Origin of the sequence: Microcella humidisoli (assembly GCF_024362325.1) — a bacterium.
Classification (GTDB): Bacteria; Actinomycetota; Actinomycetes; order Actinomycetales; family Microbacteriaceae; genus Microcella; species Microcella humidisoli.
This window is the reverse complement of the sequence record NZ_CP101497.1, coordinates 1,890,238-1,915,400: the sequence shown is the minus strand read 5'-3', so window position 1 is coordinate 1,915,400 and position 25,163 is coordinate 1,890,238. Positions and strand designations below refer to the sequence as shown.

The 25,163-nt window shown below is 70.4% G+C and carries 28 protein-coding genes and 1 pseudogene; 12 read left to right on the top strand and 17 right to left on the bottom strand.

All coding sequences use genetic code 11. The annotated features are described in order from the left end of the window. Positions 1-43 precede the first annotated feature (43 nt). Entirely contained in the window at positions 44-607 is a 564-nt protein-coding gene (locus NNL39_RS09255) for a YceI family protein (protein ID WP_255159002.1), read from the top strand. A gap of 112 nt (positions 608-719) precedes the next feature. Here the strand turns inward: NNL39_RS09255 and NNL39_RS09250 are convergent, their stop codons facing one another. After that, positions 720-1,118, bottom strand: coding sequence for a fasciclin domain-containing protein (locus NNL39_RS09250; RefSeq protein ID WP_255159001.1), 399 nt, complete (start codon positions 1,116-1,118; stop codon positions 720-722). 179 nt (positions 1,119-1,297) lie between these two features. Beyond that, positions 1,298-2,692: an MFS transporter gene (locus tag NNL39_RS09245; protein WP_255159000.1), complete on the bottom strand. Its 1,395-nt coding sequence runs from the start codon at positions 2,690-2,692 to the stop codon at positions 1,298-1,300. A 52-nt stretch (positions 2,693-2,744) separates the two neighbouring features. On the opposite strand from NNL39_RS09245, the gene NNL39_RS09240 reads away from it, so the two are divergent. Further along, positions 2,745-3,239 carry an FBP domain-containing protein gene (locus tag NNL39_RS09240; protein ID WP_255158999.1) on the top strand — a complete coding sequence of 165 codons (495 nt, stop codon included), beginning with the start codon at positions 2,745-2,747 and terminating at the stop codon, positions 3,237-3,239. A gap of 42 nt (positions 3,240-3,281) precedes the next feature. Here NNL39_RS09240 and NNL39_RS09235 read toward each other — a convergent pair whose 3' ends face one another. Next, entirely contained in the window at positions 3,282-3,458 is a 177-nt protein-coding gene (locus NNL39_RS09235) for a hypothetical protein (RefSeq protein ID WP_255158998.1), read from the bottom strand. Between the two features lie 40 nt (positions 3,459-3,498). Here NNL39_RS09235 and NNL39_RS09230 point away from each other — a divergent pair, with 40 nt between their 5' ends. After that, a complete protein-coding gene (locus NNL39_RS09230) occupies positions 3,499-4,287 on the top strand; it encodes an alpha/beta hydrolase (RefSeq protein ID WP_255158997.1) in 789 nt (262 codons plus the stop codon). On the opposite strand, the gene NNL39_RS09225 is transcribed toward NNL39_RS09230, so the two are convergent. Continuing rightward, positions 4,284-4,883 carry a hypothetical protein gene (locus tag NNL39_RS09225; protein ID WP_255158996.1) on the bottom strand — a complete coding sequence of 200 codons (600 nt, stop codon included), beginning with the start codon at positions 4,881-4,883 and terminating at the stop codon, positions 4,284-4,286. The genes NNL39_RS09230 and NNL39_RS09225 overlap by 4 nt on opposite strands. A gap of 52 nt (positions 4,884-4,935) precedes the next feature. Between NNL39_RS09225 and NNL39_RS09220 the strand changes: the two genes are divergently transcribed. Then, positions 4,936-5,970 carry an NAD-dependent epimerase/dehydratase family protein gene (locus NNL39_RS09220; RefSeq protein ID WP_255158995.1) on the top strand — a complete coding sequence of 345 codons (1,035 nt, stop codon included), beginning with the start codon at positions 4,936-4,938 and terminating at the stop codon, positions 5,968-5,970. Here NNL39_RS09220 and NNL39_RS09215 read toward each other — a convergent pair. Next, a complete protein-coding gene (locus NNL39_RS09215; protein ID WP_255158994.1) occupies positions 5,937-6,638 on the bottom strand; it encodes a potassium channel family protein in 702 nt (233 codons plus the stop codon). The genes NNL39_RS09220 and NNL39_RS09215 overlap by 34 nt on opposite strands. A gap of 89 nt (positions 6,639-6,727) precedes the next feature. Here NNL39_RS09215 and NNL39_RS09210 point away from each other — a divergent pair, with 89 nt between their 5' ends. From NNL39_RS09210 to NNL39_RS09190, 5 genes are all read left to right on the top strand, one after another. After that, positions 6,728-7,675, top strand: coding sequence for an SDR family oxidoreductase (locus tag NNL39_RS09210; RefSeq protein ID WP_255158993.1), 948 nt, complete (start codon positions 6,728-6,730; stop codon positions 7,673-7,675). 28 nt (positions 7,676-7,703) lie between these two features. Next, on the top strand, positions 7,704-9,017 hold the full coding sequence (locus NNL39_RS09205) for an MFS transporter (RefSeq protein ID WP_255158992.1): 1,314 nt from the start codon (positions 7,704-7,706) through the stop codon (positions 9,015-9,017). A 68-nt stretch (positions 9,018-9,085) separates the two neighbouring features. Then, entirely contained in the window at positions 9,086-10,078 is a 993-nt protein-coding gene (locus NNL39_RS09200) for an NYN domain-containing protein (RefSeq protein ID WP_255158991.1), read from the top strand. An 89-nt stretch (positions 10,079-10,167) separates the two neighbouring features. Beyond that, positions 10,168-11,124 (top strand): homocysteine S-methyltransferase family protein, encoded by a 957-nt coding sequence (locus tag NNL39_RS09195; protein WP_255158990.1) that lies wholly within the window; start codon positions 10,168-10,170, stop codon positions 11,122-11,124. A gap of 50 nt (positions 11,125-11,174) precedes the next feature. Continuing rightward, entirely contained in the window at positions 11,175-11,798 is a 624-nt protein-coding gene (locus NNL39_RS09190) for a hypothetical protein (protein WP_255158989.1), read from the top strand. 70 nt (positions 11,799-11,868) lie between these two features. Here NNL39_RS09190 and NNL39_RS09185 read toward each other — a convergent pair whose 3' ends face one another. From NNL39_RS09185 to NNL39_RS09170, 4 genes and pseudogenes are all read right to left on the bottom strand, one after another. Then, on the bottom strand, positions 11,869-13,050 hold the full coding sequence (locus NNL39_RS09185; protein ID WP_255158988.1) for an RtcB family protein: 1,182 nt from the start codon (positions 13,048-13,050) through the stop codon (positions 11,869-11,871). 396 nt (positions 13,051-13,446) lie between these two features. Then, the gene (locus NNL39_RS09180; protein WP_255158987.1) at positions 13,447-13,986 is read right to left on the bottom strand and encodes a DUF1697 domain-containing protein; all 540 of its coding nucleotides are present in this window, start codon (positions 13,984-13,986) and stop codon (positions 13,447-13,449) included. Next, positions 13,983-14,306: a DUF1905 domain-containing protein gene (locus tag NNL39_RS09175; RefSeq protein ID WP_255158986.1), complete on the bottom strand. Its 324-nt coding sequence runs from the start codon at positions 14,304-14,306 to the stop codon at positions 13,983-13,985. Before NNL39_RS09175 ends, NNL39_RS09180 begins: the two co-directional genes overlap by 4 nt. An 87-nt stretch (positions 14,307-14,393) precedes the next feature. Then, positions 14,394-14,696: pseudogene (locus tag NNL39_RS09170) on the bottom strand (Asp-tRNA(Asn)/Glu-tRNA(Gln) amidotransferase subunit GatB); the annotation flags it as partial. A 134-nt stretch (positions 14,697-14,830) separates the two neighbouring features. Here NNL39_RS09170 and NNL39_RS09165 point away from each other — a divergent pair. Then, the gene (locus NNL39_RS09165; protein ID WP_255158985.1) at positions 14,831-15,169 is read left to right on the top strand and encodes a hypothetical protein; all 339 of its coding nucleotides are present in this window, start codon (positions 14,831-14,833) and stop codon (positions 15,167-15,169) included. Between the two features lie 30 nt (positions 15,170-15,199). Here the strand turns inward: NNL39_RS09165 and NNL39_RS09160 are convergent, their stop codons facing one another. The 4 genes from NNL39_RS09160 to NNL39_RS09145 are packed head-to-tail and all read right to left on the bottom strand — an operon-like array spanning position 15,200 to position 18,490. Then, complete coding sequence (locus NNL39_RS09160) at positions 15,200-15,871, bottom strand: hypothetical protein (protein WP_255158984.1); 672 nt, start codon at positions 15,869-15,871, stop codon at positions 15,200-15,202. After that, a complete protein-coding gene (locus NNL39_RS09155; protein ID WP_255158983.1) occupies positions 15,861-16,301 on the bottom strand; it encodes a DUF4279 domain-containing protein in 441 nt (146 codons plus the stop codon). Before NNL39_RS09155 ends, NNL39_RS09160 begins: the two co-directional genes overlap by 11 nt. A gap of 8 nt (positions 16,302-16,309) precedes the next feature. After that, complete coding sequence (gatB, locus tag NNL39_RS09150; RefSeq protein WP_255158982.1) at positions 16,310-17,824, bottom strand: Asp-tRNA(Asn)/Glu-tRNA(Gln) amidotransferase subunit GatB; 1,515 nt, start codon at positions 17,822-17,824, stop codon at positions 16,310-16,312. A gap of 30 nt (positions 17,825-17,854) precedes the next feature. Continuing rightward, positions 17,855-18,490, bottom strand: coding sequence for a DUF6498-containing protein (locus tag NNL39_RS09145; protein WP_255158981.1), 636 nt, complete (start codon positions 18,488-18,490; stop codon positions 17,855-17,857). A 440-nt stretch (positions 18,491-18,930) separates the two neighbouring features. On the opposite strand from NNL39_RS09145, the gene NNL39_RS09140 reads away from it, so the two are divergent. Beyond that, entirely contained in the window at positions 18,931-20,370 is a 1,440-nt protein-coding gene (locus NNL39_RS09140; protein WP_255158980.1) for an HNH endonuclease signature motif containing protein, read from the top strand. Between the two features lie 89 nt (positions 20,371-20,459). Here NNL39_RS09140 and gatA read toward each other — a convergent pair whose 3' ends face one another. Both gatA and gatC read right to left on the bottom strand, forming a co-directional pair. Further along, the gene (gene gatA / locus NNL39_RS09135) at positions 20,460-22,007 is read right to left on the bottom strand and encodes an Asp-tRNA(Asn)/Glu-tRNA(Gln) amidotransferase subunit GatA (protein ID WP_255158979.1); all 1,548 of its coding nucleotides are present in this window, start codon (positions 22,005-22,007) and stop codon (positions 20,460-20,462) included. Then, positions 22,004-22,303, bottom strand: a complete 300-nt coding sequence (gene gatC, locus NNL39_RS09130) for an Asp-tRNA(Asn)/Glu-tRNA(Gln) amidotransferase subunit GatC (RefSeq protein ID WP_255158978.1) — start codon at positions 22,301-22,303, stop codon at positions 22,004-22,006. Before gatC ends, gatA begins: the two co-directional genes overlap by 4 nt. Before the next feature lie 143 nt (positions 22,304-22,446). Here gatC and NNL39_RS09125 point away from each other — a divergent pair, with 143 nt between their 5' ends. Beyond that, on the top strand, positions 22,447-23,019 hold the full coding sequence (locus NNL39_RS09125) for an META domain-containing protein (RefSeq protein ID WP_255158977.1): 573 nt from the start codon (positions 22,447-22,449) through the stop codon (positions 23,017-23,019). 96 nt (positions 23,020-23,115) lie between these two features. On the opposite strand, the gene NNL39_RS09120 is transcribed toward NNL39_RS09125, so the two are convergent. Both NNL39_RS09120 and NNL39_RS09115 read right to left on the bottom strand, forming a co-directional pair. Then, positions 23,116-23,556: a hypothetical protein gene (locus tag NNL39_RS09120; RefSeq protein WP_255158976.1), complete on the bottom strand. Its 441-nt coding sequence runs from the start codon at positions 23,554-23,556 to the stop codon at positions 23,116-23,118. Positions 23,557-23,697: 141 nt separating this feature from the next. Then, positions 23,698-25,077, bottom strand: a complete 1,380-nt coding sequence (locus NNL39_RS09115) for an alpha/beta hydrolase (RefSeq protein WP_255158975.1) — start codon at positions 25,075-25,077, stop codon at positions 23,698-23,700. Between the last annotated feature and the right edge of the window lie 86 nt (positions 25,078-25,163).

Sequence of the window (25,163 nt, the reverse complement as noted above, 5' to 3'; positions counted from 1 at the left end):
AGCCGACCGGCTCGACATCGCCACCGACGAAGGAGAACCCCTCGTGACCACTCTCACCGCCGACACGATCCCCGGCTACCGCACCGGAACCTGGACCGTCGACCACGCCCACACCGAGATCGGCTTCAGCGTGCGCCACCTCGCCATCAGCAAGGTCAAGGGCGTCTTCGAGTCGTTCGACGCGACCGTCATCGCCGCCGAGAACCCGCTCGAGTCGAGCGTGACCGTGACGGTCGACATGGCCTCGATCAACACCAAGAACGCCGACCGCGACGCGCACCTGCGCACCAACGACTTCTTCGCCATCGACGAGTACCCCACCCTGACCTTCGTGTCGACGGGCCTGCGGGTCGAGGGCGACGCCCTCCTGCTCGACGGCGAGCTCACCCTGCGCGGCGTCACCAAGCCCGTCACCCTCACGGGCGAGTTCGGCGGCATCGCGACCGACCCCTACGGCAACGTCAAGGCGGCCGCGAGCGGCAGTACCGTCATCAGCCGCAGCGAGTTCGGCGTCAACTGGAACGCCGCACTCGAGACCGGCGGCTTCCTGCTCGGTGACGACGTGACGATCACGATCGACGCGCAGTTCGCGCTGCAGGCCGACTAGGCGGCAGCGCTGGATGCGGGGCGCTGCGCGCCCCGACCCCTCCCACGCAGAACGGGGCGGCCCCGAAAGGGACCGCCCCGTTCTGCCGTCCGCCCGAGGGCGGACAACACTGCTACGGCAGGAGCACCGCGTCGATGACGTGGATGACGCCGTTGTCGCAGACGATGTCGGCCGTGACGACGGTGGCGCCGTTGACCTTCACGCCGTCGGTCAGGTCGAAGGTGAGCTCGGCGCCGTTGACCGTGGCGGCCTTGAGGCCGTCGGTCAGGTCGGCGGCGTGCACGGCACCCGGCACGACGTGGAACGTCAGGATCGACGTGAGGGTCGGGATGTCGGCGAGCAGGCCCTCGACGGTGCCCTCGGGCAGCGCGGCGAACGCCTCGTCGGTGGGGGCGAAGACCGTGAAGGGGCCCTCTCCGTTGAGCGTGTCGACGAGGCCGGCAGCACCGACGGCGGCGACGAGAGTGGTGAACGATCCGGCGCTGACGGCGGTTTCGACGATGGTGGCCATGGGGATCTCATCTCTGATGACGTGCGTGAGGGCGACGGAGGCGCCCGCCCGAGCGGTGTCGATCGGGTGTTCCCCACTTTGGCCCCCCGCACCCGCCCAGCGCCCGTGCGCGGGCAGTGCATCGCCCCCATGCCAGCCGACCATCCCCTGTACGTCGTGAACGGCGGATGGCCGGGCGGTTACTCCGCGGAACTCGGAGCGGAGCTCGGAGCGGGGCCGGGTGCGGGGTTCTGCTCGTCGACGGGGCGCTGGCGGCCGCTCGCCGCCCCCGGTCCGGTGACGATCGGTCCCGTGTCGGTCGAGACGACGACCTCGGCATCCGTGAGCGGGTGCGCGAGCTCATCCGGGCCGAGCCGCGCGATGAGGAGCGTCAGGGCCGCGAGCACGACGGGGATGATGCCCGCGGCGAGGAATGCCACGGGGATGCCGATGAGCTCGCCGACCGGTCCGGCGATCGCCATCGAGATGGGCATGAAGGCGAGCGAGACGAAGAAGTCGAGGCTCGACACGCGACCGAGCATCTCGGGCGGCACGCGGCGCTGCAGCAGGGTGCCCCACACCACCGTGGCGCCGGAGAACAGCACACCGCACACGAAGAGCGCGATGACCATGACCCAGAGCTGATCGGTCAGGCCGATGACGACGAGCGGCGCGCAGCCGAGCCCCCACGCCGCGATCATGAGGGTGAGGTAGCGGCGCGGCAGCCGCATCGACGCGACGACGATCGAGCCGAGCGCTCCGCCGATGCCGAAGGCCGCGAGGGCGAGCGCGAAGGCGCCGGCGCCGCCGCCGGTCTGATCGCGCACCGCGAAGGGCAGCAGCACCTCGATCGGCCCCATGATGACGAGCACGAGCAGCGCCGAGTACAGCAGCGTCGCCAGCAGCCAGCGCGTGCGCAGCATGTACCGAACGCCGTCGCGCACGTCGACCCACACGGCCCGCAGCGCGTGCACGGGCTCGGCGTCGGCCTCGCGCCGCACGGGCGTCGTGCGCATGGCCACGAGCAGCACGGCCGCGGCACCCTGGGTGACAGCGACGGTCGCGAACCCGAGCCCGGGAGACAGGATGGCGATGGCGGCACTCGCCGCGGCGGGGCCTGCCGCCTGCATGAGCGTGGGCCGCAGCACGCCTTCGATGCCGTTGGCGGCCAGCAGGTCGTCGGCCGGCAGGAGCGCGGGCAGCCACGCCGAGTACGCGGGGTAGAAGAAGCCGTCGGCGACGCCGAGCAGCAGCGAGACGACGGCGAGATGCCAGACCTCGAGCGAGTCTGTGAGCGCGAGGACGGCGATCGCCGCCGCCGACGCGGCCTTGACCGTCTCGACCGCCGCGAGGATGCGCTTCTGCGGGATGCGGTCGGCGGCGACCCCGCCGAACAGCACGGCGAGCACCAGGCCGATGCTGCCGCCCGTCGCGACGATCGACAGGTCGACGGGCGTGCCGTCGAGCTCGATGACCTGCCAGACCACGGCGACGATCCACACGCCCGTGCCGAACAGCGAGAGCACGAGGGCGATGGCGAGCAGGCGGTACTGTGCGACCGCGAACGGTCGCAGCGCCCGGGGAAGCGACGGCATGACGCACACCCTATCGGCCGCGCTCAGCGGGCGTGACGTACGCTGAGAGGCGATGAGAGAGCTCACCGCCGACCAGATCCGCGCCAGCATGGTCAACGCCAGCGAGGCCGAGATCGAGCGGATGCCCCTGCCGGGCCTGCACGAGACCGTGTGGGCCGACCGGGAGTACCTGGGCTGGCGCGATCCGGCCGGTTCTCCCCGCGGCTACATCGTGCACTGGGTCGACGACCGCCCCGTCGGAATCCTCGTGCGGGCCGCGAGCACGGCGCTGCGCCCCGGCATCGGCGCGATGTGCTCGCTGTGCCACACCCCGCAGCCCTCGACCCAGGTGGTCATGTTCAGCGCGCCGCGCGGCGGCGAGGCCGGCCGTGACGGCAACTCGATCGGCACCTACATCTGCGCCGATCTGGCGTGCTCGATCATGATCCGCATCGTGCCGGGCACGAGCGAGCTGACCCTGATGCGCGACGAGCTCATCGCGCGCCGCAGCGCGGGCCTGCAGCAGCGCCTCGAGAACTTCACGGCGAACATCCTCAAGACCGCCTAAAGGGCGGCCAGACCCTGATGACCGCCTGACAGGCGGCGGCGACTAGGAGTCGCGGCGACCCATGAGGTGGAACGGAATGGCGAGCGAGAGCGACGCCGACATGATGCCCGTGAAGAACACGATCGCGGCGAACTCTTCGGGCACCGCGTAGGCGTACGCGAACAGCACGAACGACGACACGAAGAGGAAGATCGACACGGCCACGGCGAGAATGTTCATGATGGCTCCATTGTGCCAGGTCTGCTCGGGATAATGGCGCATGACCTCCACCGCCACTGGTTCTGCCCGCCACCGCCCCGCCGGGCGCATCCGCCGCCGTGTGCGGGCGATCGGTCTGGGCGCGCTGTCGGCCCTCGCCCTCGTCGTGCTCGGCTTCCTCATCTGGGCGAACACGCCGTACCGCGCTGAGCGCGCTCCCGTCATCGAGGTGTGGGCGAACGGGAGCGTCGAGGTGCAGTACCTCGAGGAGGGCATTCTCATGACCCCGGTCGGCGACGCGGTCGACCTGCCCGCGAACTCGACGGGGCTCGTCTTCGTGCCGGGGGCGCGCGTCGAAGCGCACGCCTACATGTTCCAGCTCAGCGGCGCGGTCGAGCAGCACGGCATGACGGTGCTCATCACCGAGCCGACCCTCAACCTGGCGTTCTTCGACACGCGGTCGCTCGCGCAGTTCACGACCGCGGCGCCCGAGATCGATCGCTGGTTCGTGGGCGGGCACTCGCTCGGAGGCGTGCGGGCGTGCCTCATGACGCCGGGCTCCGATGCCGCCGGGCTCGTGCTCTTCGGCAGCTACTGCGCGAACGACCTGAGCGGCTCGGGCCTCGAGGTGCTGAGCATCGCGGGCGAGAACGACGCGCTGTCGACCCCCGCGATCATCGAGCAGAACGCCGGGATGCTGCCGTCCGACACCCGCTTCGTCACGATCGCGGGCGCGAACCATGCGAGCTTCGGCGACTACGGCCCGCAGTCAGGCGACGGCGAGCGCACGATCACGAGCGAGCAGATGCGCGCCGAGCTGACCGCCCTCCTCGGCGAGCTGCTCGACTAGACGGGTTCGTCGGTCGCGACGACCGCCGGGGCCTCGTCCACGGCGGGAATCTTCTCGCGTCGCGTGAGAGACACGAGCCACCAGATGAGCGCGCCGACGAGGATTCCCCCGATGAGGGCGATGACCGGCGTGAGCAGCACGGGGCCGGCGAGGCGGCTCTCGGTCAGCAGGTTGGCGAGGCCGACGTAGACCCAGAAGAGCGCGATGTCGACGAGCGCGGCGATGCCGACGGCCGCCATCGTGACCTTCCAGGGGGCGCGCAGGCCTGCGGCCGAGAGCATCCACCCGCTCACCAGGATGGCGAGGCCGATGAGGATGAGGCTGCCGATCAGGAAGGAGATCACGACCCAGAACAGCAGGTCAGAGCCGCCGTCGAGCGCTCGCAGCACGGCGTTGGGGTCGTCGCCGCCGAGCCCGCGCGTGATGGTCGCGACGATGTTGCCGAACAGCGCGGTGGCGACGAGTGCCGCGAGCGACATGCCGAAGGCGAACCAGCCCGTCTGGAAGATCGTGTGCGCGACGGCGCCCGCGATGAGGGCGCTCTGCGTCTGGTTGCGACTGAGCGGTTTCGTGGTGCTGGGCTGGGTGGTCGCCATGGGGCTCCTCGGCTCGAGTGGACCCTGCGAATCTAGCGCCTAGAGTGTCGGCATGCAGAAGAATGCTCTGCTCGTCGGGGGCTCGGGTCAGATCGGTTCAGCGGCCGCTCACGCGCTGCTGCACGCGGGCTGGAGCGTCACGATCGCCCACCGCGGCACCCGACCGCTGCCGGCGGGGCTGGCCGAGAACGCGGCGTCGCTGCCCCTCGATCGCGCGGATGCGGATGCCCTGACCGCCGCCGCGCGCGGCCACGATCTCGTGCTCGACTGCGTCGCCTTCACCCCCGGCGATGTCGCGCCCTACGCGGCTCTCGCCGGCGAGGTGGGATCGCTCGTCGTCATCTCGACGGCCTCGGTGTACCTCGGCACGAACGGCACGTGGATGGACGCGGCGACGGGCGACGACGACTTCCCGCGCTTCCCTGTGCCGGTCACCGAGCAGCATCCGATCGTGACCGCCGAGGTCGAGGGCTACTCGCCCCAGAAGGCGGCCATGGAGCGCGCGCTGCTCGCCGTCGAGGGCCTCCCCGTGACGATCCTGCGGCCGGGCGCCATCCACGGCCCCGGTTCGCCCGCCCTCCGCGAGTGGTACTTCATCAAGCGCGCCCTCGACGGCCGCCGCCGGGTGCCGCTCATCGATCGAGGCGAGAGCCGGTTCGCGACCTCGGCGACGGCCGTGATCGCCGAGCTCGTGCGGCTCGCGGGAGAGCATCCGGGCCGCCGCGTTCTCAACGCCGTCGACGAACCGGCCCCGACGGTGCTCGAGATCGGGCAGGCAGTCTTCGCGCACCTGGGCCACAGCGCCGAGTTCGACCTGCTGCCGCGCGGCGCGGGCGGGCCCGACAGCAGTGTCGGGCAGACGCCGTGGTCGGTGCCCGTGCCCGTCGTGCTGAGCATGCAGGCGGCCCGCGAGCAGCTCGGCTATGTGCCGCTCGGCAGCCACCGCGCGACGATCGGCCCTGCGATCGACGGGATGCTCGCGGCCGTCGCCGACACCGACTGGCGCGAGCGGTTCCCCGGCCTCACCCGCTACGGCGCCGAAGCCTGGTTCGACTACGCGGCCGAGGACGCGCTGCTCGACGGCTGAGCCTCGCTCCCGCCCGTTGCCGCCGCCCGCTGGTTTCCGACCCGCTCGGTGATGTACGAGACGACGATGGCCGAGGCGGTGCCGACGATGACGATGCCGCCGCCCATGAGCAGCACGGCGAGGAAACGCCCCGGCCCGGTCACCGGGTAGGTGTCGCCGTAGCCGACGGTCGCGAGCGTCACGACCGCCCACCACACGGCGTCGGCGAAGGTGGTGATGGTGGCGTCGGGGGCGTCGCGCTCGACCTGCAGGGTCGCGAGCGCGATGACGTAGACGTACACGACCGCGTAGACGAGCGCGTGGGCGACGACCGAGCCGCGCACGGCCGCGCCCGAGCGGCCGCGCAGCATGGGGATGTACCGCAGCAGGCCGGCGACGCGCAGCGCGCGGAAGAGAGGCACGAAGAGCGCGAGCACGTCGAGCGGGTGGGTTAGTAGAAAGCGCACGCGCCGCCCGCGGTCGCTCAGCGCCGTGCGCGCGACCATGTCGACGGCGAACGCCACCCAGCTGACGAGGCCGACGAGCAGGATCGCCGCGAAGAGCAGATCAGACGGTTCGACGACGAGAACGTAGACCGAGTACGCGATGAGGAAGAGCACGCCGAGCACGGCGAGGGTCGACGAGGTGCGGGCCTCCCAGGCCAGGCGGCGGTGATCGATCGCGGTCATGGGCACATTCTGGCCGACGCGACCGCTCCCAGGTCGGACCGGGCTCCGAATGGTGTGATGTCAGTACTCATCACGACGACGGAGACTCCATGCCCCGCACCGCCCTCGACACGACCGTTCCGAACCTGACGGGCCGCCTGGCCGTCGTCACGGGCGCCAACAGCGGCCTCGGTTTCGGACTCACCGGCCGCCTCGCCGCCGCGGGAGCCGAGGTCGTCATGGCCGTGCGCAACCGTGAGAAGGGGCAGCGGGCCCTCGATGAGCTGCAGGCGCAGCATCCGGATGCGCACCTGCGCCTGCTCGACCTCGACCTCGCCTCGCTCGCGAGCGTGCGCTCGGCCGCGCAGAGCCTGCTCGATGAGGATCGCGCGGTGGACATCCTGATCAACAACGCCGGCATCATGGCCGTGCCCGACCGCCGCGAGACGGCCGACGGCTTCGAGCTGCAGTTCGGCAGCAACCACCTCGGGCCGTTCGCGCTCACCGGCCTGCTGCTGCCGGCGCTGCAGCGCTCCGAGGCGCCGCGCGTCGTCTCGACGAGCAGCATCGCGGCGAACGCCGGCCGCTGGCAGTGGGACAACCTGCAGGCCGAGAAGAGCTACAGCGCCTGGGGTGCCTACGGGCTGTCGAAGCTCGCGAACCTCGTGTTCGCGCGCGAGCTGCAGCGCCTGAGCACGCTCAACGGCTGGGGCGTGACGAGCATCGCCGCGCATCCGGGCGGCACCGCAACGAACCTGCAGACCACCGGCCCGCGCGACGGCCGGCCGCCGAGCCCCGCGCAGCAGCGCCGCACGGCGCGCTTCATGCAGGGCGTCAACCAGGGGATCCTGCCCTCGCTCTACGCCGCGACGAGCCCCTCGGCCACGCCCGGCGGCTACTACGGACCGAACGGTCTGTTCGAAGTGCGCGGCCTGCCGGCGCCCGCGCGCCTGCCGCGCGCGGCGCGTGACGCGACCGCCGCGGTGCTGCTCTGGGACGCGTCGGAGCGGCTTACGGGTGTTCGGTATGCCGAAATTGCTGAGACAGTGTCTCGATAGGGAGAAAAGCGCGTAGCCTAGAGCTACTGTGACTGCTCCTGCCGCCGCGCGCCGCGGCCACCTCGTCGACCTGCGCCCGCTGCGCGAGAGCCCCGCCTTCGCCCGCATGTGGGCGGGAGCGGCGATCACGGGCATCGGCAGCCAGATGACGATCGTTGCCGTCGGCCTCGACATCTACGACCGCACCGCGTCGACCCTCGCCGTCTCGCTCGTCGCGGCCTTCGCGCTCGGGCCGATGATCATCTTCGGGCTCTACGGGGGCGCGCTCGCCGACCGCTTCGACCGGCGCCGCGTTGCCCTCATCGCGGCGATCGCAGCCTGGGGGTCGACCGCGGCCATCGCCGTGTACAGCTGGCTCGGCGTGCCCGACATCTGGCCGCTCTACGCCTTCATCACGGTCAACTCGGTCGCCGCCGTCATGGTGCAGATCGCCCGGCAGGCGATGATCCCCCGCCTCGTGCGCATCGAGCTGCTGCCCGCCGCGGGCGCGCTCGGCGGCATCAGCGCGGGCGTGCAGCTCACCGTCGGGCCCGCGCTCGCTGGGCTCGCCGTGGCCTACCTCGGCTTCAGCGTCACCTACACGGTCGACGTCGTGCTCTTCCTCGCCGCGTTCTACGGGCTCTACACGCTGCCCGCGATGATTCCCGACGGCGAGCGCCGCCGGGCCGACCTGCGCTCGATCGTCGAAGGATGGCGGTTCTTGCGGGTCGCGCCGAACATCCGCGCATCGTTCGTGCTCGACATCGTCGCCATGACCTTCGGCAACCCGCGCGTGCTCTTCCCCGCCATCGGCGCCCTCCTCATCGGCGGTGGCGCCGTCACCGTGGGCATCCTCTCGTCGGCCGGTGCGGTCGGGATGCTCGTGCTCGGTCTGCTGTCGGGCCGCGTCGCCGCCGTGCGCGCCCACGGCAAGGGCATGGTGATCGCGGTCGCGGCCTACGGCGCGAGCATCCTGCTGTTCGGGCTGCTGCTGCTCGTGACCGCGGTGCTGCCCATCGACGTGGGCACCGACATCAGCGAGGCCAACATTCCCGCCCTCATCGTGGCCTCGGTGCTGCTCGCGCTCTCGGGCGCGGCCGACTCGGTGAGCATGATCTACCGCACCACGATGATCCAGGCGGCCGTGCCCGACGTCATGCGCGGGCGGCTGCAGGGCCTCTTCACCGTCGTCGTCAACGGCGGGCCGCGCGTCGGCGACCTCTACGTCGGCGCGCTCAGCCTCACCCTGCTGCTGTGGTTCCCGCCCCTGCTCGGCGGGCTCATCATCATCGTCGTGTGCGCGGTCTTCCTGCGGGTGTACCGCAGCCTGCGCGACTACGACGCGCTCGACCCGCAGCCCTGAACGCCGCCGCGCCGTCGCGGCCTGACAGGATGGGGTCGACCGGGTCCCGACCCAGAAGGAGGCGACCCATGGCCGAATCGGCCGAGAACCGCGTGGCGGTCTACATCGACTTCGACAACATCGTCATCTCGCGCTACGACCAGGTGCACGGCCGCAGCGCCTGGCGCAAAGACAACGTCTACAAGCTCGCGCCCGGACTCGCCGACGCGAGCCCCGAGCAGAAAGACAAGGTTCGGCACGCGACCGTCGACATCAGCGCCATCCTCGACTTCGCCTCGGCCTTCGGCACGATCGTGCTGTCGCGCGCCTACGCCGACTGGTCGGTGGGCGTCAACGCCACCTACCAGGGGCAGCTCATGGAGCGCGCGGTCGACCTCACCCAGCTGTTCCCCGCCACGCAGCAGATGAAGAACGGCGCCGACATCCGCCTCTCGGTCGATGTGGTCGAAGACCTCTTCCGGCTGCCCGACATCACGCACGTCGTCATCGCCGCAGGCGACAGCGACTACATCGCCCTCGCGCAGCGGGCCAAGCGCCTCGGCCGCTACATCGTCGGCATCGGGGTCGCCGGCGGCACGAGCAAGTCGCTCGCCGCGGCGTGCAACGAGTACGCCGACTACGACTCGCTGCCGGGCATCCGGCCCGCCGCCCACATCGCGGCGGCGCTCGTGGTCGCTCCGGATGCCGTGAGCACCGACGAGACCGCCCCGCCCGCGAAGCGGTCGCGCCGCGCATCGACGGCCGGGGCGATCGCCGACACCGCGAGCGGTGCCGAGCCACTCGCCGGTCAGACCGCGGCGACCGCAGCCTCGGTCGAATCGGCGACGTCGAAGCGCGCCGCGACGGCGCTCATCGTGCGCGCCCTGCGGCTCGTGCACGAAGCCGACGACGCCGACTGGGCGCACGCCTCGGCGCTCAAGCAGCAGATGAAGCGCCTCGACCCCGCCTTCAACGAGAAGGCGCTCGGCTACAGCTCGTTCACGAGCTTCCTGAAGTCGCGCGCCAACATCGTCGAGCTCGACGAGTCGACGCAGACGCGCTTGGTGCGCCTGCGCGAGTAGCGGGCTTGCACGCGGGCACTCCTCGGCCCACACTGAAGGCCAGCACTCGTTCACCCCCGAGCGTCGACCCGACCGAACGAGGAGTTTCTGTGCCCGACAATGCCGTGCTGCCCCAGCTCAGCCCCGACCTCTTCCTCACCGACGGGGGCCTCGAGACGACGCTCATCTTCCACGACGGGCTCGACCTGCCCGACTTCGCCGCCTTCCCGCTGCTCGACACCGCGGAGGGCCGCGCCGCCCTCGAGCGCTACTTCCTCGCCTACCTCGCCATCGCGCGAGCGCACGGCACGGGGCTCGTGCTCGAGACCGCCACCTGGCGCGCGAGCAGCGACTGGGGCAAGCGCCTCGGCTACAGTTCGGCCGCGCTGCGCGCCGTCAACATCGCGGCGGTCGAGCACCTGCGCACGCTGCGCACCGCCCACGGTCAGGGGCAGCCGCCCATCGTCATCAGCGGCAACATCGGCCCGCGCGGCGACGGCTACTCGCCGTCGACCGTCATGACCCCGACCGAGTCGGCGGCGTACCACAGCGAGCAGATCCGGGCCCTCGCCGACGGCGGTGCCGACCTCATCACGGCCCTCACCCTCACGCACGTCGATGAGGCGATCGGCATCGTGCGTGCGGCCGTCGAGCACAGCATGCCCGTCGTCATCTCGTTCACCGTGGAGCTCGATGGCCTCCTGCCGAGCGGCCAACGGCTCGATGAGGCCATCGCCGAACTCGACGCGGCGACCGCCGCCGCGGCCGCGTACGTCATGGTCAACTGCGCGCATCCGACCCACCTCATGCCCGCCCTCGAAGCGGGGTCGCCGGCGCTCGCACGCATCCGCGGCGTACGCGCCAACGCCTCGACCCTCAGCCACGCCGAGCTCGACGAGGCCGACGAGCTCGACGCCGGCGATCCGGTCGCGCTCGCCGCGCTCTATCGCGATCTCACCGAGCTGCTGCCGAACCTGACCGTCATGGGGGGATGCTGCGGCACCGACGACCGCCACGTCGACGCGATCGCAGCCGCGTGCGCCCCGATCTTCTCGGCGACGGAATAGGCAGAATCCTCCCTATCGCGGCGGCGCACCCGGGGGCTAGAGTGCCCCGCATGACTGTGCGCACCGCATCCACCGGGCTGATCGCCGCCCTGCTGCTCGCCCTCGCCGGTTGCGCGACTCCCGCGCCGCCCGCCGCCGAGACCCCGGTGCCGACCGTGACCGTGACGGTCACGCCGAGCCCCGAGCCCGAGCTGGCCGACTACGGCTTCACCTACTTTCGCGGCGGGCAGCTGAGCGCCGCCGACTTCGCCGAGTTCAGCACGCAGTTCGGCTCCACCGTCACCGGTCTGGCCGAGTGCCCCTGGTACGCCGAGGTCGAGACGCACGGCGCCGACGCGGCCACCTACGCCTTCACCGACCCCGAGGGCGTCGACCCGGGAATCCTGTTCTTCTACACGCAGGCCTTCGGCGAGGCGATGGGCGACCTGCCCCGCAACGCGGAGGGGGTCGGCGTCGGCTCGACACAGGCCGAGGTGCTCGCCGCCTACCCCTCGGCGGTCGTCGACGCCTTCGACGACGTCAGCGTGGGGCCCGTGACGCGGATCACCGTCGATGACCCCGACAGCGACGCGAGCTACGTCTTCGGGATCACGGACGGCTCGCCCGTCGTAAACCTGCTGCAGTGGGGAACCGCCGCGGGCGGGCAGTGGGCGCACCTCTGCCTGCCGCTGTAGCACGACGACGCCGGCCGCCCCGCTGCCGAAGCAGCGAGACGACCGGCGCGGTGCTGAGTCGCCCTGTCACTCAGTCGCCCTTCACGTTGACGAGCTGCCGCAGCGTGTGCTTGATCGTGACCAGGTCGGCCGCATCGGCCATCACCTCGTCGATCGGCTTGTACGCGTGCGGAATCTCGTCGATGAAAGCATCGGTGTCGCGGAACTCGATGCCCACCATGGCCTCCCGCAGCTGATCCTGCGTGAAGGTCTTCCGGGCCGCCGACCGCGAGTAGAGCCGTCCGGCTCCGTGCGGCGACGACTCGAGCGCCATGGCATTGCCCGTGCCCTCCACGACGTACGACGCGGTGCCCATCGAGCCGGGGATCAACCCCAGCTCTCCGGCCTTCGCCGAGATCGCGCCCTTCCGCGAGACCCACACCTCTTTCCCGAAGTGGGTCTCTTTCTGCGTGAAGTTGTGGTGGCAGTTGATCCGCTCAAGCTGCGTCACGCTGTTGCCAGAGCCGTCGCCGCCCACCCACTCGGTGAACTGCCGCACGACCCGATCCATCATCTCCTCCCGGTTGAGCAGCGCGTAGTGCTGCGCCCACCGAAGCTCGGCGATGTACCGGCTGAACTCCGGGGTGCCCTCCACGAGGTACGCGAGGTCGGCATCCGGCAGTGAGATGAACCACTGCGCGGCGAGCTTCTTCGCGATGTCGATGTAGGTCTGGGCGATCTTGTTGCCCACACCCCGGCTGCCCGAGTGCAAGAACAGCCACACCCGGTCGAGCTCGTCGGCCGACACCTCGATGAAGTGGTTGCCGCTGCCGAGCGTGCCGAGCTGCTCCCGCCACCGCCCCAGCCGCTGCGCCGGGTCGAACCCGGCCGTCTCGGCCATGGCCTCGAGCTCGGCCACCCGCGGCTGGGCCGTTGCGACGATGCGGTTGTTCGCCGCACCCGCGCTCAGGGGGATGGCCCGCTCGATGGCAAGCCGCAACGGCGTGCGGTCATCCGGCAACTGGTCGACCGTTGTGTCGGTTAGCACCGCGATCATTCCGCACCCGATGTCGACCCCGACGGCCGCCGGCATGACTGCCCGCAGGGTCGGGATGACCGAGCCGACCGTCGCGCCCAACCCCAGGTGGGCGTCGGGCATGAGGGCCAGGTGCGGGTAGATGAACGGCATGGTCGCGGTCGTGCGCGCCTGCTCGAGCGTCTTCTCGTCGAGGATGCTCGCCCAGCTGGCGAGGGTCTTCGAGATCTTCTGCATGATCCTTTCGATTCTCTTCGGTGTTCGTTTCTGTCGTGGGTCGGCGAGTGGATGCTCGACCGACCGGTCCCGAAGAGTCGCGCTCTGCTCCCCCGCGGTGGGAGCCGTGCTCATGGCGAGCACAGAAGAACGACGCCCCGGGCCTCATGGCACGGAGCGTCGCTGGATGTGACGGACCGCCCCTAGATGAGGTCGGGAAGGAAGCGCTCGAGGCGCTGCGCGAGCTGTTCGCGAATCGGCGAATAGGCGAATAGGCCATATTCATGCTCGTGCTCCTTCCGTGGGCGTTGTTCTGGCGCCGGCAGAGTGCAGACGCTCGTGTTTCGCCGCCTGCCGTGTGCAGGCGCGAATCACGACACTAGCTCATGCATCCCGGGCGTGTCGCGCTGGCGGGGGTCACGGTTCTGTCACGGGTTGGCGGTCGAGCAGGGCGAGCAGCGCGTCGACCGTGCGCAGGTTGCGCGCCGTGCCGACGACGCCGAGGGCGCGCAGCAGGCGGGCGAGGTCGAGCTCGGCGCGGCCCGCGCCGTGGGCGTAGCGCACGTGGAGGTCGGAGCCGACGAGCGCCCAATCGTCGTCTCCGCTCGGCACCTCCGCCGCGGCGGTGGGGTCGACGTGGGCGCTGGCCAGCGGCACCAGGTACGAGAAGGCCGGGTCGACGATGACGAAGGGATGCGCATCCCGCGCCGCACGCAACGCCGCCGCATCACGCACGATGACCTCGCGACGGAACCCGAAGCGGGTCTCGACCTGATTCTCGAGGTCGCGCGCGAATGCGAGCGGGTCGCCCGGCGGCGCGGCGATGAGGTTGCCCGAGGCGATGTAGGTCTGCACGTCGGTGGCTCCGAGCTCGGTGGCGAGCGCCCGCAGCTCGGCCATGGGCAGCTTGGCGGTGCCGCCGACGTTGACGGCGCGGAAGAGGAAGACGTGGGTCACGAGACGTCGACCAGTTCGATGTGCACACGTGCCTCATCGCCGGCGATCAGCGCCTCGGCCTGCCGCACGGCCTTCTTCACCGGCAGGACGTAGGCCTGCAGTTTCGCGTCGGGGAACAGGCTCGTCGCCCATTCGCTGCCACCGATGCGCACGCGCACCCGCACGCTGCCGAACCCGTTCGTGAGGCCGTAGGTGCGCGCGTCGATCTCGTCGCTGATGGCGACGGGCACGGTGACGAAGTGCCAGGCGGCGGGGCCGGTCCACTCGTAGAGCTCTGCCGTGAAGTCGTAGGTGATGGTGTCGTCTGCGGATGCTCGCACCGGGTCAGTCTGCCGCAGAGGGGTGACGGTGCTCCCGGTCAAGGGCGCCGTCGATGGCACATGCCGCGAGCGGCACACAGCCTCAGGCTAGGCCTGCGCCCGCTCCAAGACCAACTCGCGCACGCGAGCCGCATCGGCCTTGCCGCCCATCGACTTCATGACGGCACCGATCACGGCTCCGGCCGCCTGCACTTTGCCGTCGCGGATCTTCTCGAGAACATCCGGCTGCGCCGCGAGCGCCGCAATGATCGCCGCGATCAGGGCGCCGTCGTCGGAGAAGACCTGCAGGCCGCGCGACTCGACGACCTGAGCAGGGGTGCCCTCCCCCGCGATGACGCCCTCGACGACCTGACGCGCAAGACGGTCGGTCAGGGCACCGGAGTCGACGAGGGCGACTGCACTAACGTGAGGCCATGTCCGAGAAAGTTGTTGCCGTCGACCTCGGCGTTGTGTGGGATCCGAACGACCCGGACGCGGTGCTCGTCGCAGACGACAGGGGCGCAGCGCTTGCACTGAGACCCCGAGTGGACGACACCGACCAACGCACGGTCATGCTGGTCTGGACCGGGACTCACTACAGCTCGATAGGCGGCCCGAACGACGAAGCAATCTCGGGGCATCGCTTGTATGGCAAGGGCCTTGAGGACGTCGTGTGGATTGGTGAGGTGAGCAACAGCGAGCTGGTCGCGATGCTCGAGAAGCAGAACAGCGTGCACCCGCAGCACGACTCACGCCGGTTCGCTGACCTCGTGCATCACGTTGTTCTCGCCAAGGAACAGGTCATCGAGGTCGTCGCTCGCGACTTAGAGGTTCGGCGCATCGAGGGGTCACGGCAGGAAGCCGCTGTTAGGGCGTTGTTCTAGCGACTAAGTGCGCGACATCCATTGACGGGACTAGGCCGGAGGCTCAGCGCTTCTGGCCCCAAGCACGGCGGTTAGCTGGGTGACGAGCTCGGCCACCTCGTTGACGTCGCGCACTGACTTTCCGCGGCTGGGGCTCACGAGCCTGTCCCAGGTGATCGTGAGGGTGCCCGACGGTCTCACGATGCGCATGAGTAGTTGGGGGGTCACTTCATTTCGCCAGGCAAGGGGGCCTCCTCCTGGACCGCCAACCTCGACCGTTACCTCATCGCTGACATCGGACACCACGACACACCGCGGAACATTGCCGGGGCGGCCGATTGCGACGCCACGGGGGCCAACCGCGCACCGCCAGATGGAGCGGCGGCCATTCCTGATCGTTGCGATCTCCGGCGCAACATCGAGGCCGTCGAAACTCGTAGTGCCGACGAACAGCTGGACGGGCTCACCAACCAGCCGCGAGAGTTCTTGGTCGAGCGCCGCAAGTCGTCCTAGGTACCAGCTTCCAGGCCGAAGGAGCCACACCGCGACCACGACCACAACAACACCGACTGATGCGACAAGCAGTGCGATGGAGAAACGCGACTCGTAGACCCGTGACCCTGGCGGCGCGATGAGGAAGAGAGAAGCCAAGCCCCCGAACACAAGTACAGCGAGCCCAGCCACCAAGAGGGGCGAGCGCCAACCACGCTTCTCAGAGCTCACCAGCGGACTCGCCTTCACTCAGATACGCAGTGCCGTGCAGGTCGCACCCGAGCGCGCCGAGTTCATCGAGCAGTGCGGCCGGGAACACAAACCCGCCTTGGTCGCTATCGCTGAAGCCGCCCCAGATGATGGTCGTGGTGCACATCGGTCTGAGCGACGCGAGGTTGTCGCGCTTGTCACGCAGAAGATCGACCAGCGCGACCAGGCTGCTAGACGAGTCGGTGTCACGACCCTCGCCGGAGTCGAGCCGCCAGAAGGTCTCGCGTGCCGTGCGCTGGACGACGACTCCGCTCGCCTCTGGCCGGCGCGCACCGTGTGGGTCACCAGTATTGCGACTGGCCGCCGGCTCGATGCCCAGCTTCTCCGTGATCTGCTCGACTGTCATTGTCGAACTCGTAATGACGAGCGACGCTGAGCTCTCGACGATCACGGTCGGCGTCAGGCCTGCGCCCGCTCCAGCACCAACTCGCGCACGCGCGCCGCATCGGCCTTGCCGCCCATGGACTTCATGACGGCACCGATCACGGCCCCGGCCGCTTGCACTTTGCCCTCGCGGATCTTCTCGAGAACATCCGGCTGCGCCGCGAGCGCCGCGTCGATCGCCGCGATGAGCGCGCCGTCATCCGAGACAACCTGCAGGCCGCGCGACTCGACGACCTCGGCCGGCGTGCCCTCGCCCGCGATGACACCTTCGACGACCTGACGCGCCAGACGGTCGGTCAGGGCACCGGAGTCGACGAGGGCGACGATGGCCGCGACATCCGCCGGCGTGATCAGGGCGGCGGGCTCGGCGTTCTGGGCGTTGGCGATGCGGGCGATTTCGCCCGTCCACCACTTGCGGGCCTGCTGGGGGGCAGCTCCGGCGGCGACCGTCTCGTCGACCTCGACCAAGAGGCCTGAGTTGACGACGTCGCGGAACTCGAGGTCGCTGAAACCCCACTCTTCCTTCAGGCGGCGTCGGCGGGTGGCCGGGGCCTCCGGGAGAGCATCCCGCAGCTGCTGAATGAGCGCCGGGGCAGGAACCACCGGCAGCAGGTCGGGCTCGGGAAAGTAGCGGTAGTCGTCGGCGTCGCTCTTGACGCGTCCGGGTGAGGTCGTGCCGGTGTCTTCGTGCCAGTGACGGGTCTCTTGCTGGACCTCGCCGCCGGCCGCGAGAATCGCCGCCTGCCGCTGGATCTCGTAGCGGATGGCGCGCTCGACGCTTCTGAACGAGTTCACGTTCTTGGTCTCTGTGCGGGTACCGAGCTTCTCCTGCCCGCGCGGACGCAGCGAGACGTTGGCGTCGCAGCGCAGGTTGCCGCGCTCCATGCGGGCCTCGCTGATGCCGAGGGCGCGCGCGATGTCGCGGATGAGCGAGACGTACGCCGCCCCCAGCGCGGGCGCGTCGGCCTCGGCGCCGATGATGGGCTTCGTCACGATCTCGACGAGCGGAACGCCCGCGCGGTTGTAGTCGACGAGCGAGAACTCGGCGCCCTGGATGCGGCCCGTCGACCCGCCGACGTGCGTCAGCTTGCCGGCGTCTTCCTCCATGTGGGCGCGCTCGATGGGCACCGTGAACAGGCGGCCATCGGGCAGCTCGACCTCGACCTCGCCCTCGAACGCGATCGGCTCGTCGTACTGGCTGATCTGGTAGTTCTTCGGGGTGTCGGGGTAGAAGTAGTTCTTGCGGCTGAACGTGCTGCTCTCGGCGATCTGGCAGCCGAGCGCGAGGCCCAGCGAGATGGCGTAGCTCACCGCCTGCTCGTTGACCACCGGCAGGCTGCCCGGCAGGCCGAGGCAGACCGGGGTGATCGCCGTGTTCGGCTCGGTCACGGCGTTGCCGCTGAAAGCCGGGTTCGGGGCGTCGCTGAACATCTTCGTCTTCGTGCTCAGCTCGACGTGCACCTCGAAGCCGAGCACGGGCTCGAAGAGTTCCAGTGCCTTGTCGAAGTCCATGAGTTCCGCGCGCGCCATGCGTCAATCCTACGGGCGTTGACGGTGGGGTCAGGATGCTCGCGCTCGGTCGCGGCGGGCGGAGAGCATCCACCCCGCACCGTCGACGAGCGCGTGCAGGCCGATGAGAAGCACAGCCGCGGCGGCGGGCCAATCGAACGTGGCGATGAGCACGATGCCCACGATGACGCTCACGTGCAGCACGATCATGCGGGGGTAGGCGCTGAGCATGAGGCGCTGCCCGCGCTGCTCGGGCAGGGGGCCGAAACGGGCGGCGAGCACCTGGGCGGTGCCGCCGATGATCCAGACGAGCAGGGCGGTGAGCCAGTTGACGGGGCTCTGCCCGGCGGCCGTTGGCAGGAAGACGCCGGCCACGAGCAGCAGCACGAAGACGCCGTGCACGAGCGTGAAGATTCCGTAGTGCAGGGCGAAAAAGCTCGCGAGCTCTCGCCCGGCGCCGGGGCCGCGCACGAGCCGGCCATTGACGCGCAGCTCGCCGATGTGCGCGGGGTCGTCGCCGCCCGGCGCATCCGCCGACCGGATCATCGTGATCACCATCGCCACCCCGCGACTGATGTTCTCGAGCCAGTACAACAGGATGATCTCGCGCCAATCCCAGCCCAGCAGCAGCACGCCGGCGAGCGGTAGCGCGGTGTACGCGGCGAGGGTGATCAGGCGGGTCGGCATCGAGAGCGATTCTTGCAGGGGGGTGGATGCTCTGTCTCGGGTGTTCTCGCGGGTTCTCGGGTCGGCTGCCCCTCCGCGGGTGCTGCGCGTCCGCGGGCCTGTGGAGTTTGCCCTACCGCCGCTGGCGCCTGCACGAGAGCGACCGCCGGCCGCCGCCCGCCCGCCGGTTCCTCCTTCCCGCCCGATCGCTGACGCCGTCCGCGCCTCCGGGCGCCCACCCGCCGTTCCCGGCAGCCAACGCACGCCGCCTCTGGGCGCCCTGCCGACGTTCCCGGCAGCCAATGCACGCCGCCTCCGGGCGCCCTGCCGTCCGTTGCCTCGCGCGCTTTCCCCGGCTGCCAGCGAACCCCGCCCCTCCTCCACAAGCCGCCCCAGAACTTCTTATCCACGAGTTTCACTCACGCTCTGTACACCAGTTCTACCCTGCGAGAGAATGAAGCATGCCTCATTCGAACACCGCGACGATCACCCCTCCGGGTGCTGACGCGATGTTCGACGTGCCGGCGCTCGGGCTCTACGCGGGGGCACTCGTGGGCCAGTTGGCTGATGAGGCGTTGCTCGATCTGCAGTCCCGTCTGGCCGAACTGCGGCGTCGCACCGACACTAACCTCGCGGTCGTCGCCGACGAGATCGCCCGGCGCTCGCACCACTCGCTCGGTCATGACGGTCTCGCTCAACGGCTCGGCAGCCGCACTCCGCAGGCTCTCGTTCAGCATCTGACCGGAACGAGCGCGCGCGACGCCGCCGCCCTCGTGCGCGTGGGGTCGATGCTGGGGGCGACTGACAGTGAGCCTGCCGCCCCCGCACGCCCGTGGCTCGAGCCGATCGCCGCAGCCGTCTCCGAAGCGCGAGTGAGCGTCGAGGCGGGCGACACGATCGCTCGGTCGCTCGGCGAGCCTGATGACCACGTCACCGCAGCGCAGCTCGCATCCGCCGCGACCCAGCTCGTCGCCGAAGCAGCCCTGCTCACGCTCGAGCAGTTGGCGGTGCGCGCGCGCAACGCCCGCGCACTGCTCGACCTCGACGGCCAGCCCGAACTCGTCGCCGAACGGGAGCAGTCGCTGCGTGATCGGCGCTACCTCTTCCTCAGCCGCCAAGCCGACGGCATGACCCGCCTGAGCGGACTGCTCGACCCCGAGTCGGCGGCCCTCGTGCGCGACGCCGTCGACGGCGCGACCTCGCCCCGCCGCGGCGGCCCACGTTTTGTGAGCCCCGGCGAGGTGGAGCGCGCTGAGCGCATCACGCGCGACGCGCGCACGACCGAGCAGCTCGCGCTCGATGCGCTCGTCGAGCTCGTGCGCATCGGCGGCGACGTCGCCCCGACCGAAGTGATCGGCACGCGCTCCCCCGCCGTGCAGGTCATCGTCGCCGAACGCGACGTGCGCGCCCGCCGCGGCCTCGCGCGCATCGACGGCCAGACCGAGCCCGTGAGCATCGACACCGCTGACCGGCACGGATGCTCCTCCGGGGTCGTCCCCATCGTCATCGACGCGCGGGGTGACGTCGTGGCGCTCGGCCGCGAGACGCGGCTCTACACCCGACGGCAGCGGCTCGCCCTCGCCGCGCGCGACGGCGGATGCCGGTTCCCCGGCTGCGAACGCCCGCCATCGTGGACAGAAGCGCACCACATCGTCCCCTGGTCCGAGGGCGGAGCGACCGACCTCGCCGACGGAGTGCTGCTCTGCCGGCACCATCACCTGCTGCTGCACAACAACGGCTGGCGATTCGAACGACGCCGGGAATCTGTGGGACGCACGGGGATGGCCGGTGACCTGGTGCTGATCCCGCCGAGATCGATCGACCCCGAGCAGAGACCGATCCCCGCCCCCAGCAAGAGCCCCATCATCGAACGCGAGCGCGCCCTCGCGGGCGCGAGCTAAAGGCGCCCACCCTGGCGCAGATGCGCGGGCGCGAGAACTCGGGGGCGCAAGTGCGGCTCAGGCGGAATCCCGAACGGCGCCCGTGCCTACTAGGCCTGACGCAGCTCCGGAGCCTTCGCCCAGAGCGGCCCGCCCCACTGCGCTTCGAGCAGCTGCTCGATCGCCGCACCCGCCGTGTACAGCCGCGCATCCTCACGCGCCGGCGCCATCAGCTGCAGCCCCACCGGCAGACCATCCTCCGGCGCAAGCCCCATCGGCAGCCCCATGCCGGGCACTCCCGCCAGGTTCGCCGGAATCGTCGTCACATCGTTGAGGTACATCGCCAGCGGATCCGCCAGCTTCTCACCGAACCGGAACGCCGTCGTCGGCGCACTCGGCGACACCAGGATGTCGGCCTGCTCGAAACACGCCGCGAAATCACGCTGAATGAGGGTGCGCACCTTCTGCGCACTGCCGTAGTAGGCGTCGTAGTAGCCCGCCGACAGCGCATACGTGCCGAGGATGATCCGTCGCTTCACCTCAGGCCCGAACCCGGCCTCGCGCGTCGCCCCCATCACGTCCTCGACCGTCCCACCCGGCACCTCGGCCCGCAGCCCGAACCGCACCGAGTCGAACTTCGCCAGGTTGCTCGACGCCTCCGCCGGCAGAATCAGGTAGTACGCGGCGACTGCATATTCGAAGTGCGGCGCACTGACCTCGACGATCTCGGCACCCGCCGCCGCCATCAGCTCGAGCGTCTCGTGGTAGACCGACTTGACGCCCGCCTGGAATCCCTCGCCCTCGAGCTGCTTCACGACACCGACACGCACGCCCTTCAGGGCGTCACCCGACTGGCCGGCCCGCGCGGCCGCCGCCATCGAGGGCCACGCGTCGGGGATGCTCGTGGCATCGCGCGGATCATGCCCGCCGATGACGTCGTGCACGAGCGCAGCATCCAGCACCGAACGGGACACCGGCCCGACCTGGTCGAGCGACGAGGCGAGCGCGATCGCGCCGTACCGGCTCACACCGCCATAGGTGGGCTTCACGCCGACCGACCCGGTGACCGCGGCCGGCTGACGGATGCTGCCGCCGGTGTCACTCCCGAGCGCGACCGGCGCCTCGAAGGCCGACACCGCCGCGGCTGAACCGCCACCGGAACCGCCGGGGATTCGCGTGAGATCCCACGGGTTCTTCGTCGGACCGTACGCCGAGTGCTCGGTGCTCGACCCCATGGCGAACTCGTCCATGTTGGTCTTGCCCAGCGGGATCATGCGCGCGGCGCGGAGACGGGCGACGACCGTCGCGTCGTAGGGCGGAATCCAGCCCTCGAGAATCTTCGAACCCGAGGTCGACGGCATGTCGAGCGTGCACAACACGTCTTTGATCGCGATCGGCACCCCCGCGAGCGCGGGCAGCGCGACCCCGGCCGCGCGATCGGCGTCGACCTGCGCAGCCGTCTCGAGCGCCGCAGCATTGATGTGCAGGAAGGCGTGCACGTCGCCATCGACGGCGCCGATGCGGTCGAGATGCGCCTGGGTCACCTCGACGCTCGAGATCTCGCCCGCGGCGAGGTGCGCGGCGAGGTCGGCGGCCGAGGTGCGCGTGAGGTCCGTGGAGGAGCCTGCGCCGGCTCCCGAGGATGCCGCGGTGCTCACTGCTCCTCCCCCAGGATCGCGGTGACACGGAAACGGCTGCCGTCGTGGTCGGGCGCCCCGGCGAGCGCCTGCTCGGTCGAGAGCGTCTGCCCCGGCTCATCGACCCGCAGCCCGCCCGTCAGCGGAATCGGGTGGCTCGTCGCCGGCACCTCGGGTGTCGCGACCTCCTGCACCTTCGCGACCGAGTCGACGATGGCTCCGAGCTCGCCCGTCAGCTGCTCGATCTCGTCGGGCGTCAGCGCGATGCGCGCGAGCGACGCCAGGTGCGCCACGCGCTCGGGGGTGATCTCAGACATGGTGCCTCTCAGACATGGGGCTGCCAGGGTGACCTTCGGCGGGGATGCTCCAGTCTACTGAGCGCACCCCAACGGTTCGGCCGTGCCGGTCGTCTGAAAGAGTAGAGACGGCGCACGCCGCCCACCCGTCGACGGGAGGCATCATGACCAGCACCAGCACCAGCAGCGGCCGCACGGGCAGCAGCGGCAGCACCGGCAGCGGCAGCGGCGGCAGCAGCAGCAGCAGCAGCACGATCCGCACAACCACCGGCACCGCCCGCCGCACCGCCCGCCGCGGCACCGCGCTCGCAGCCGTCGCGCTCACGCTGTCGGCCGCGACGCTGCTCGCCGGATGCTCCGCTCTCGGCATCGGATCGGGCGCGGGCCTCGGCGGCGACTGGGGACTCGTCTCGGGCGAGGACACCGCGGGCGACTTCGACCTCGCGGTCGGCGGCATCACCATGATCGTGCAGGGGGATGCGATCTCCGGCGTCGCCGCCTGCAACACCTACGGCGGCACGGTCGTCGGCACCGTCGCCGAGGTCGAGCAGCCGTTGCGGGTCGAGCAGCTGTTCCAGACCGAGATGGCGTGCCTCGACGAGGGCGTCATGGAGCTCGAACAGCGGTACCTGGATGCTCTCGCCGGCGTGACGAGCGCCCGACGCCTCGACTCCGACACCGTCGAGCTCATCGGCCCGAGCGTGCGCCTCGAGTTCGACCTGCTCGTGGAGGGGTGAGGTCGCGACACGCATCGCACACGGCTGAGGTCGCGGCACGCCTCGCACACGGCTGAGGTCGCGAGGCCCCTCGTGGAGGGGTGAGACGGGCGCGGCTCAGACCGGCCGGCACTCGCTCTCGCCGAGCAGCGTGCTCGCGCTCTCGCTGACGCGCAGCACCACAAGCTCCCCGTCGGCACTCTCGCCCTTGACTTCGACGACATCGCCGATGGCCGTGCGCGTCACCCGCATACCGGCATCGGTCCACGCGTCCTCGACTCGAGCGGCCGCCGCCTCCACCGACCGCGGCGCCTCACCCACCCGCAGCGCGGGGTAGCGCTCACCCGCCACCCAGAGGGGGATGACGCATGCGCGCGGCGTCGGATCATCCATGGTCTGCCAGTCGCCGCCGATGAGCTGCTGCGCCTCGTCGAGCACCGCGAGGAAGCGTTCTCGGGCTTCGAGGTCGGTGACCGGCGTCGACGACTGCACCGCGCATCCGGTGAGCCCCAGAGCGACGACCGCGACCGCGAGAGTCGTCACGAAGCGTCGGCGCATGGGCCCAGGGTAGTCGCCGCGCCTCCCGCGCGACCGGGTCGTGGCCGCGACTCGCACGAGCGCCCGCACGAGCGGCACCGCGAGCGACACCTCGATCGGCACCGCGGCGATCGGGGGCGCGGCCGCCCCGCGCCGAGGCACCTAGAGCAGCAGGGCGAGCGTGCGCCCGGCATCGCGCTGCGAGCCATCGGTCACGAGCTCGCCCTTGTCGATGCCGATGAGCGCAAGATTGCGCATCGACTCGGTGCCCACACCCCAGTAGTAGTTGTGGCCGATGGATGCGGTGAGCACGCGGTTCGTGATGACGTCGACGGTGCCGGCCACACTCATGATGCGGGCACCGAATTCGGTCGAGCCCGGGTCGGATCCGAAGAACGAGCTGTTCGGGATGGGATCCCACGCCGCCTCACCGACGAAGACGTCGCCGCGCACGTTGAGGTCGTCGACGCCCGTGACGGGGGCTCCGGGCGAGCCGATCATCGCGAGAGCGTCGACCGAGGTGCTGCCGCTCAGTGCGAGCATCGCCGCGGTGGACCCGTAGGAGTGCGCAAGCAGCGAGATGAAGGGCTGGTCGGTGCCGCGCAGGGTCTGCAGCCCGTCGATGGCGCTCGCGATCGCATCCCGACCCTCGTAGGCGAGGTCGAGGCTGCCGACGTTCAGCAGGTGGGGGGTCTGGTAGCCGATCCAGGCGACGGTCGCCACGGTCTCGGCCTCGTCGCTCGCGCCCGCCTCGGCGAGCAGCGAGAGCCACGAGACCTGCTCCTCGTAGAGCCGGGCGGCCGTCTCCGTCCATTCGACGACGTTGCCGCCGACGGTGATGAACATGCCGGGCATGAGGTAGCTGACGTAGTCGGCGGTGTCGAGATCGCCGAGCACGATCGCCACCTTGCCGGCGTCGTGGGTGTCGAGCTGCAGCAGCGACCGGGGCGGGTTGGCGGAGGCGGGCCCGAGGGCGTCGGCGATCGCGTAGAGCATCTGGAGGCGCTGCAGGTTCTGCGTCGCGAGCGCGCGCCCCGCATCCGCCCCGCCCAGTTCCAGCTCACGGATGGTCGACCGCAGCACATCGCGGTTGACGTCGTTGCGCACGGCGACGGGGATGCCGTCGAGGTTGCCGATGAGCTCGGGCGCGGCGGTGGCGAGCGCGCGCTGCGCCGTGCGATCGAGACCTGCCCACCAGCCGGCCACCTGCGGGGCGCCGGGGGGCGCCGCGAGCAGGTCGTGGAGGCGTCGGGGGTTCGCCTCCACATAGTCGCTCACCGCGGTGGGGGGCATCGCGGTGAGGGCCTGCAGCAGGGAGGCACCGGTGAGGTTCGCGATGCTCGTCGCCGACCGGGGGGTGGCGGGAGCCGAGGCGCTAACGCTCTGCTGCTGACTGGTGGGCAGGTCGATCTCCCGCACTTCTGCGGGGGTCGTGATGCTGATGGGCGGGCTCGAGGGGACGGTTGCGTGCACGACGGGGTTCCCCGCCACCGTGGCCACGGTGAGCGAGGCGATCAACACTGCCGTCGCGTCGAACAGCACGCCCGTTTCCCCTTTTGCGCGATGGTCCGGGCATCCCCCGAGACGGTCCCATCAGCGTTTTTCCATGGTATGCGAAGAATGTCCCC

Coding starts and splice junctions, on each gene's coding strand:
- NNL39_RS09225 (WP_255158996.1), bottom strand. CDS start 4,883: ATGGCGACCACCCAGCCCAGCACCACGAAACCGCTCAGTCGCAACCAG.
- NNL39_RS09145 (WP_255158981.1), bottom strand. CDS start 18,490: ATGCCGACCCGCCTGATCACCCTCGCCGCGTACACCGCGCTACCGCTC.
- NNL39_RS09235 (WP_255158998.1), bottom strand. CDS start 3,458: ATGAACATTCTCGCCGTGGCCGTGTCGATCTTCCTCTTCGTGTCGTCG.
- NNL39_RS09240 (WP_255158999.1), top strand. CDS start 2,745: ATGAGAGAGCTCACCGCCGACCAGATCCGCGCCAGCATGGTCAACGCC.
- NNL39_RS09210 (WP_255158993.1), top strand. CDS start 6,728: ATGCCCCGCACCGCCCTCGACACGACCGTTCCGAACCTGACGGGCCGC.
- gatB (WP_255158982.1), bottom strand. CDS start 17,824: ATGGCGCGCGCGGAACTCATGGACTTCGACAAGGCACTGGAACTCTTC.
- NNL39_RS09140 (WP_255158980.1), top strand. CDS start 18,931: ATGCCTCATTCGAACACCGCGACGATCACCCCTCCGGGTGCTGACGCG.
- NNL39_RS09125 (WP_255158977.1), top strand. CDS start 22,447: ATGACCAGCACCAGCACCAGCAGCGGCCGCACGGGCAGCAGCGGCAGC.
- NNL39_RS09250 (WP_255159001.1), bottom strand. CDS start 1,118: ATGGCCACCATCGTCGAAACCGCCGTCAGCGCCGGATCGTTCACCACT.
- NNL39_RS09245 (WP_255159000.1), bottom strand. CDS start 2,692: ATGCCGTCGCTTCCCCGGGCGCTGCGACCGTTCGCGGTCGCACAGTAC.
- NNL39_RS09200 (WP_255158991.1), top strand. CDS start 9,086: ATGGCCGAATCGGCCGAGAACCGCGTGGCGGTCTACATCGACTTCGAC.
- NNL39_RS09220 (WP_255158995.1), top strand. CDS start 4,936: ATGCAGAAGAATGCTCTGCTCGTCGGGGGCTCGGGTCAGATCGGTTCA.
- NNL39_RS09230 (WP_255158997.1), top strand. CDS start 3,499: ATGACCTCCACCGCCACTGGTTCTGCCCGCCACCGCCCCGCCGGGCGC.
- NNL39_RS09190 (WP_255158989.1), top strand. CDS start 11,175: ATGACTGTGCGCACCGCATCCACCGGGCTGATCGCCGCCCTGCTGCTC.
- NNL39_RS09185 (WP_255158988.1), bottom strand. CDS start 13,050: ATGCAGAAGATCTCGAAGACCCTCGCCAGCTGGGCGAGCATCCTCGAC.
- NNL39_RS09120 (WP_255158976.1), bottom strand. CDS start 23,556: ATGCGCCGACGCTTCGTGACGACTCTCGCGGTCGCGGTCGTCGCTCTG.
- gatC (WP_255158978.1), bottom strand. CDS start 22,303: ATGTCTGAGATCACCCCCGAGCGCGTGGCGCACCTGGCGTCGCTCGCG.
- NNL39_RS09215 (WP_255158994.1), bottom strand. CDS start 6,638: ATGACCGCGATCGATCACCGCCGCCTGGCCTGGGAGGCCCGCACCTCG.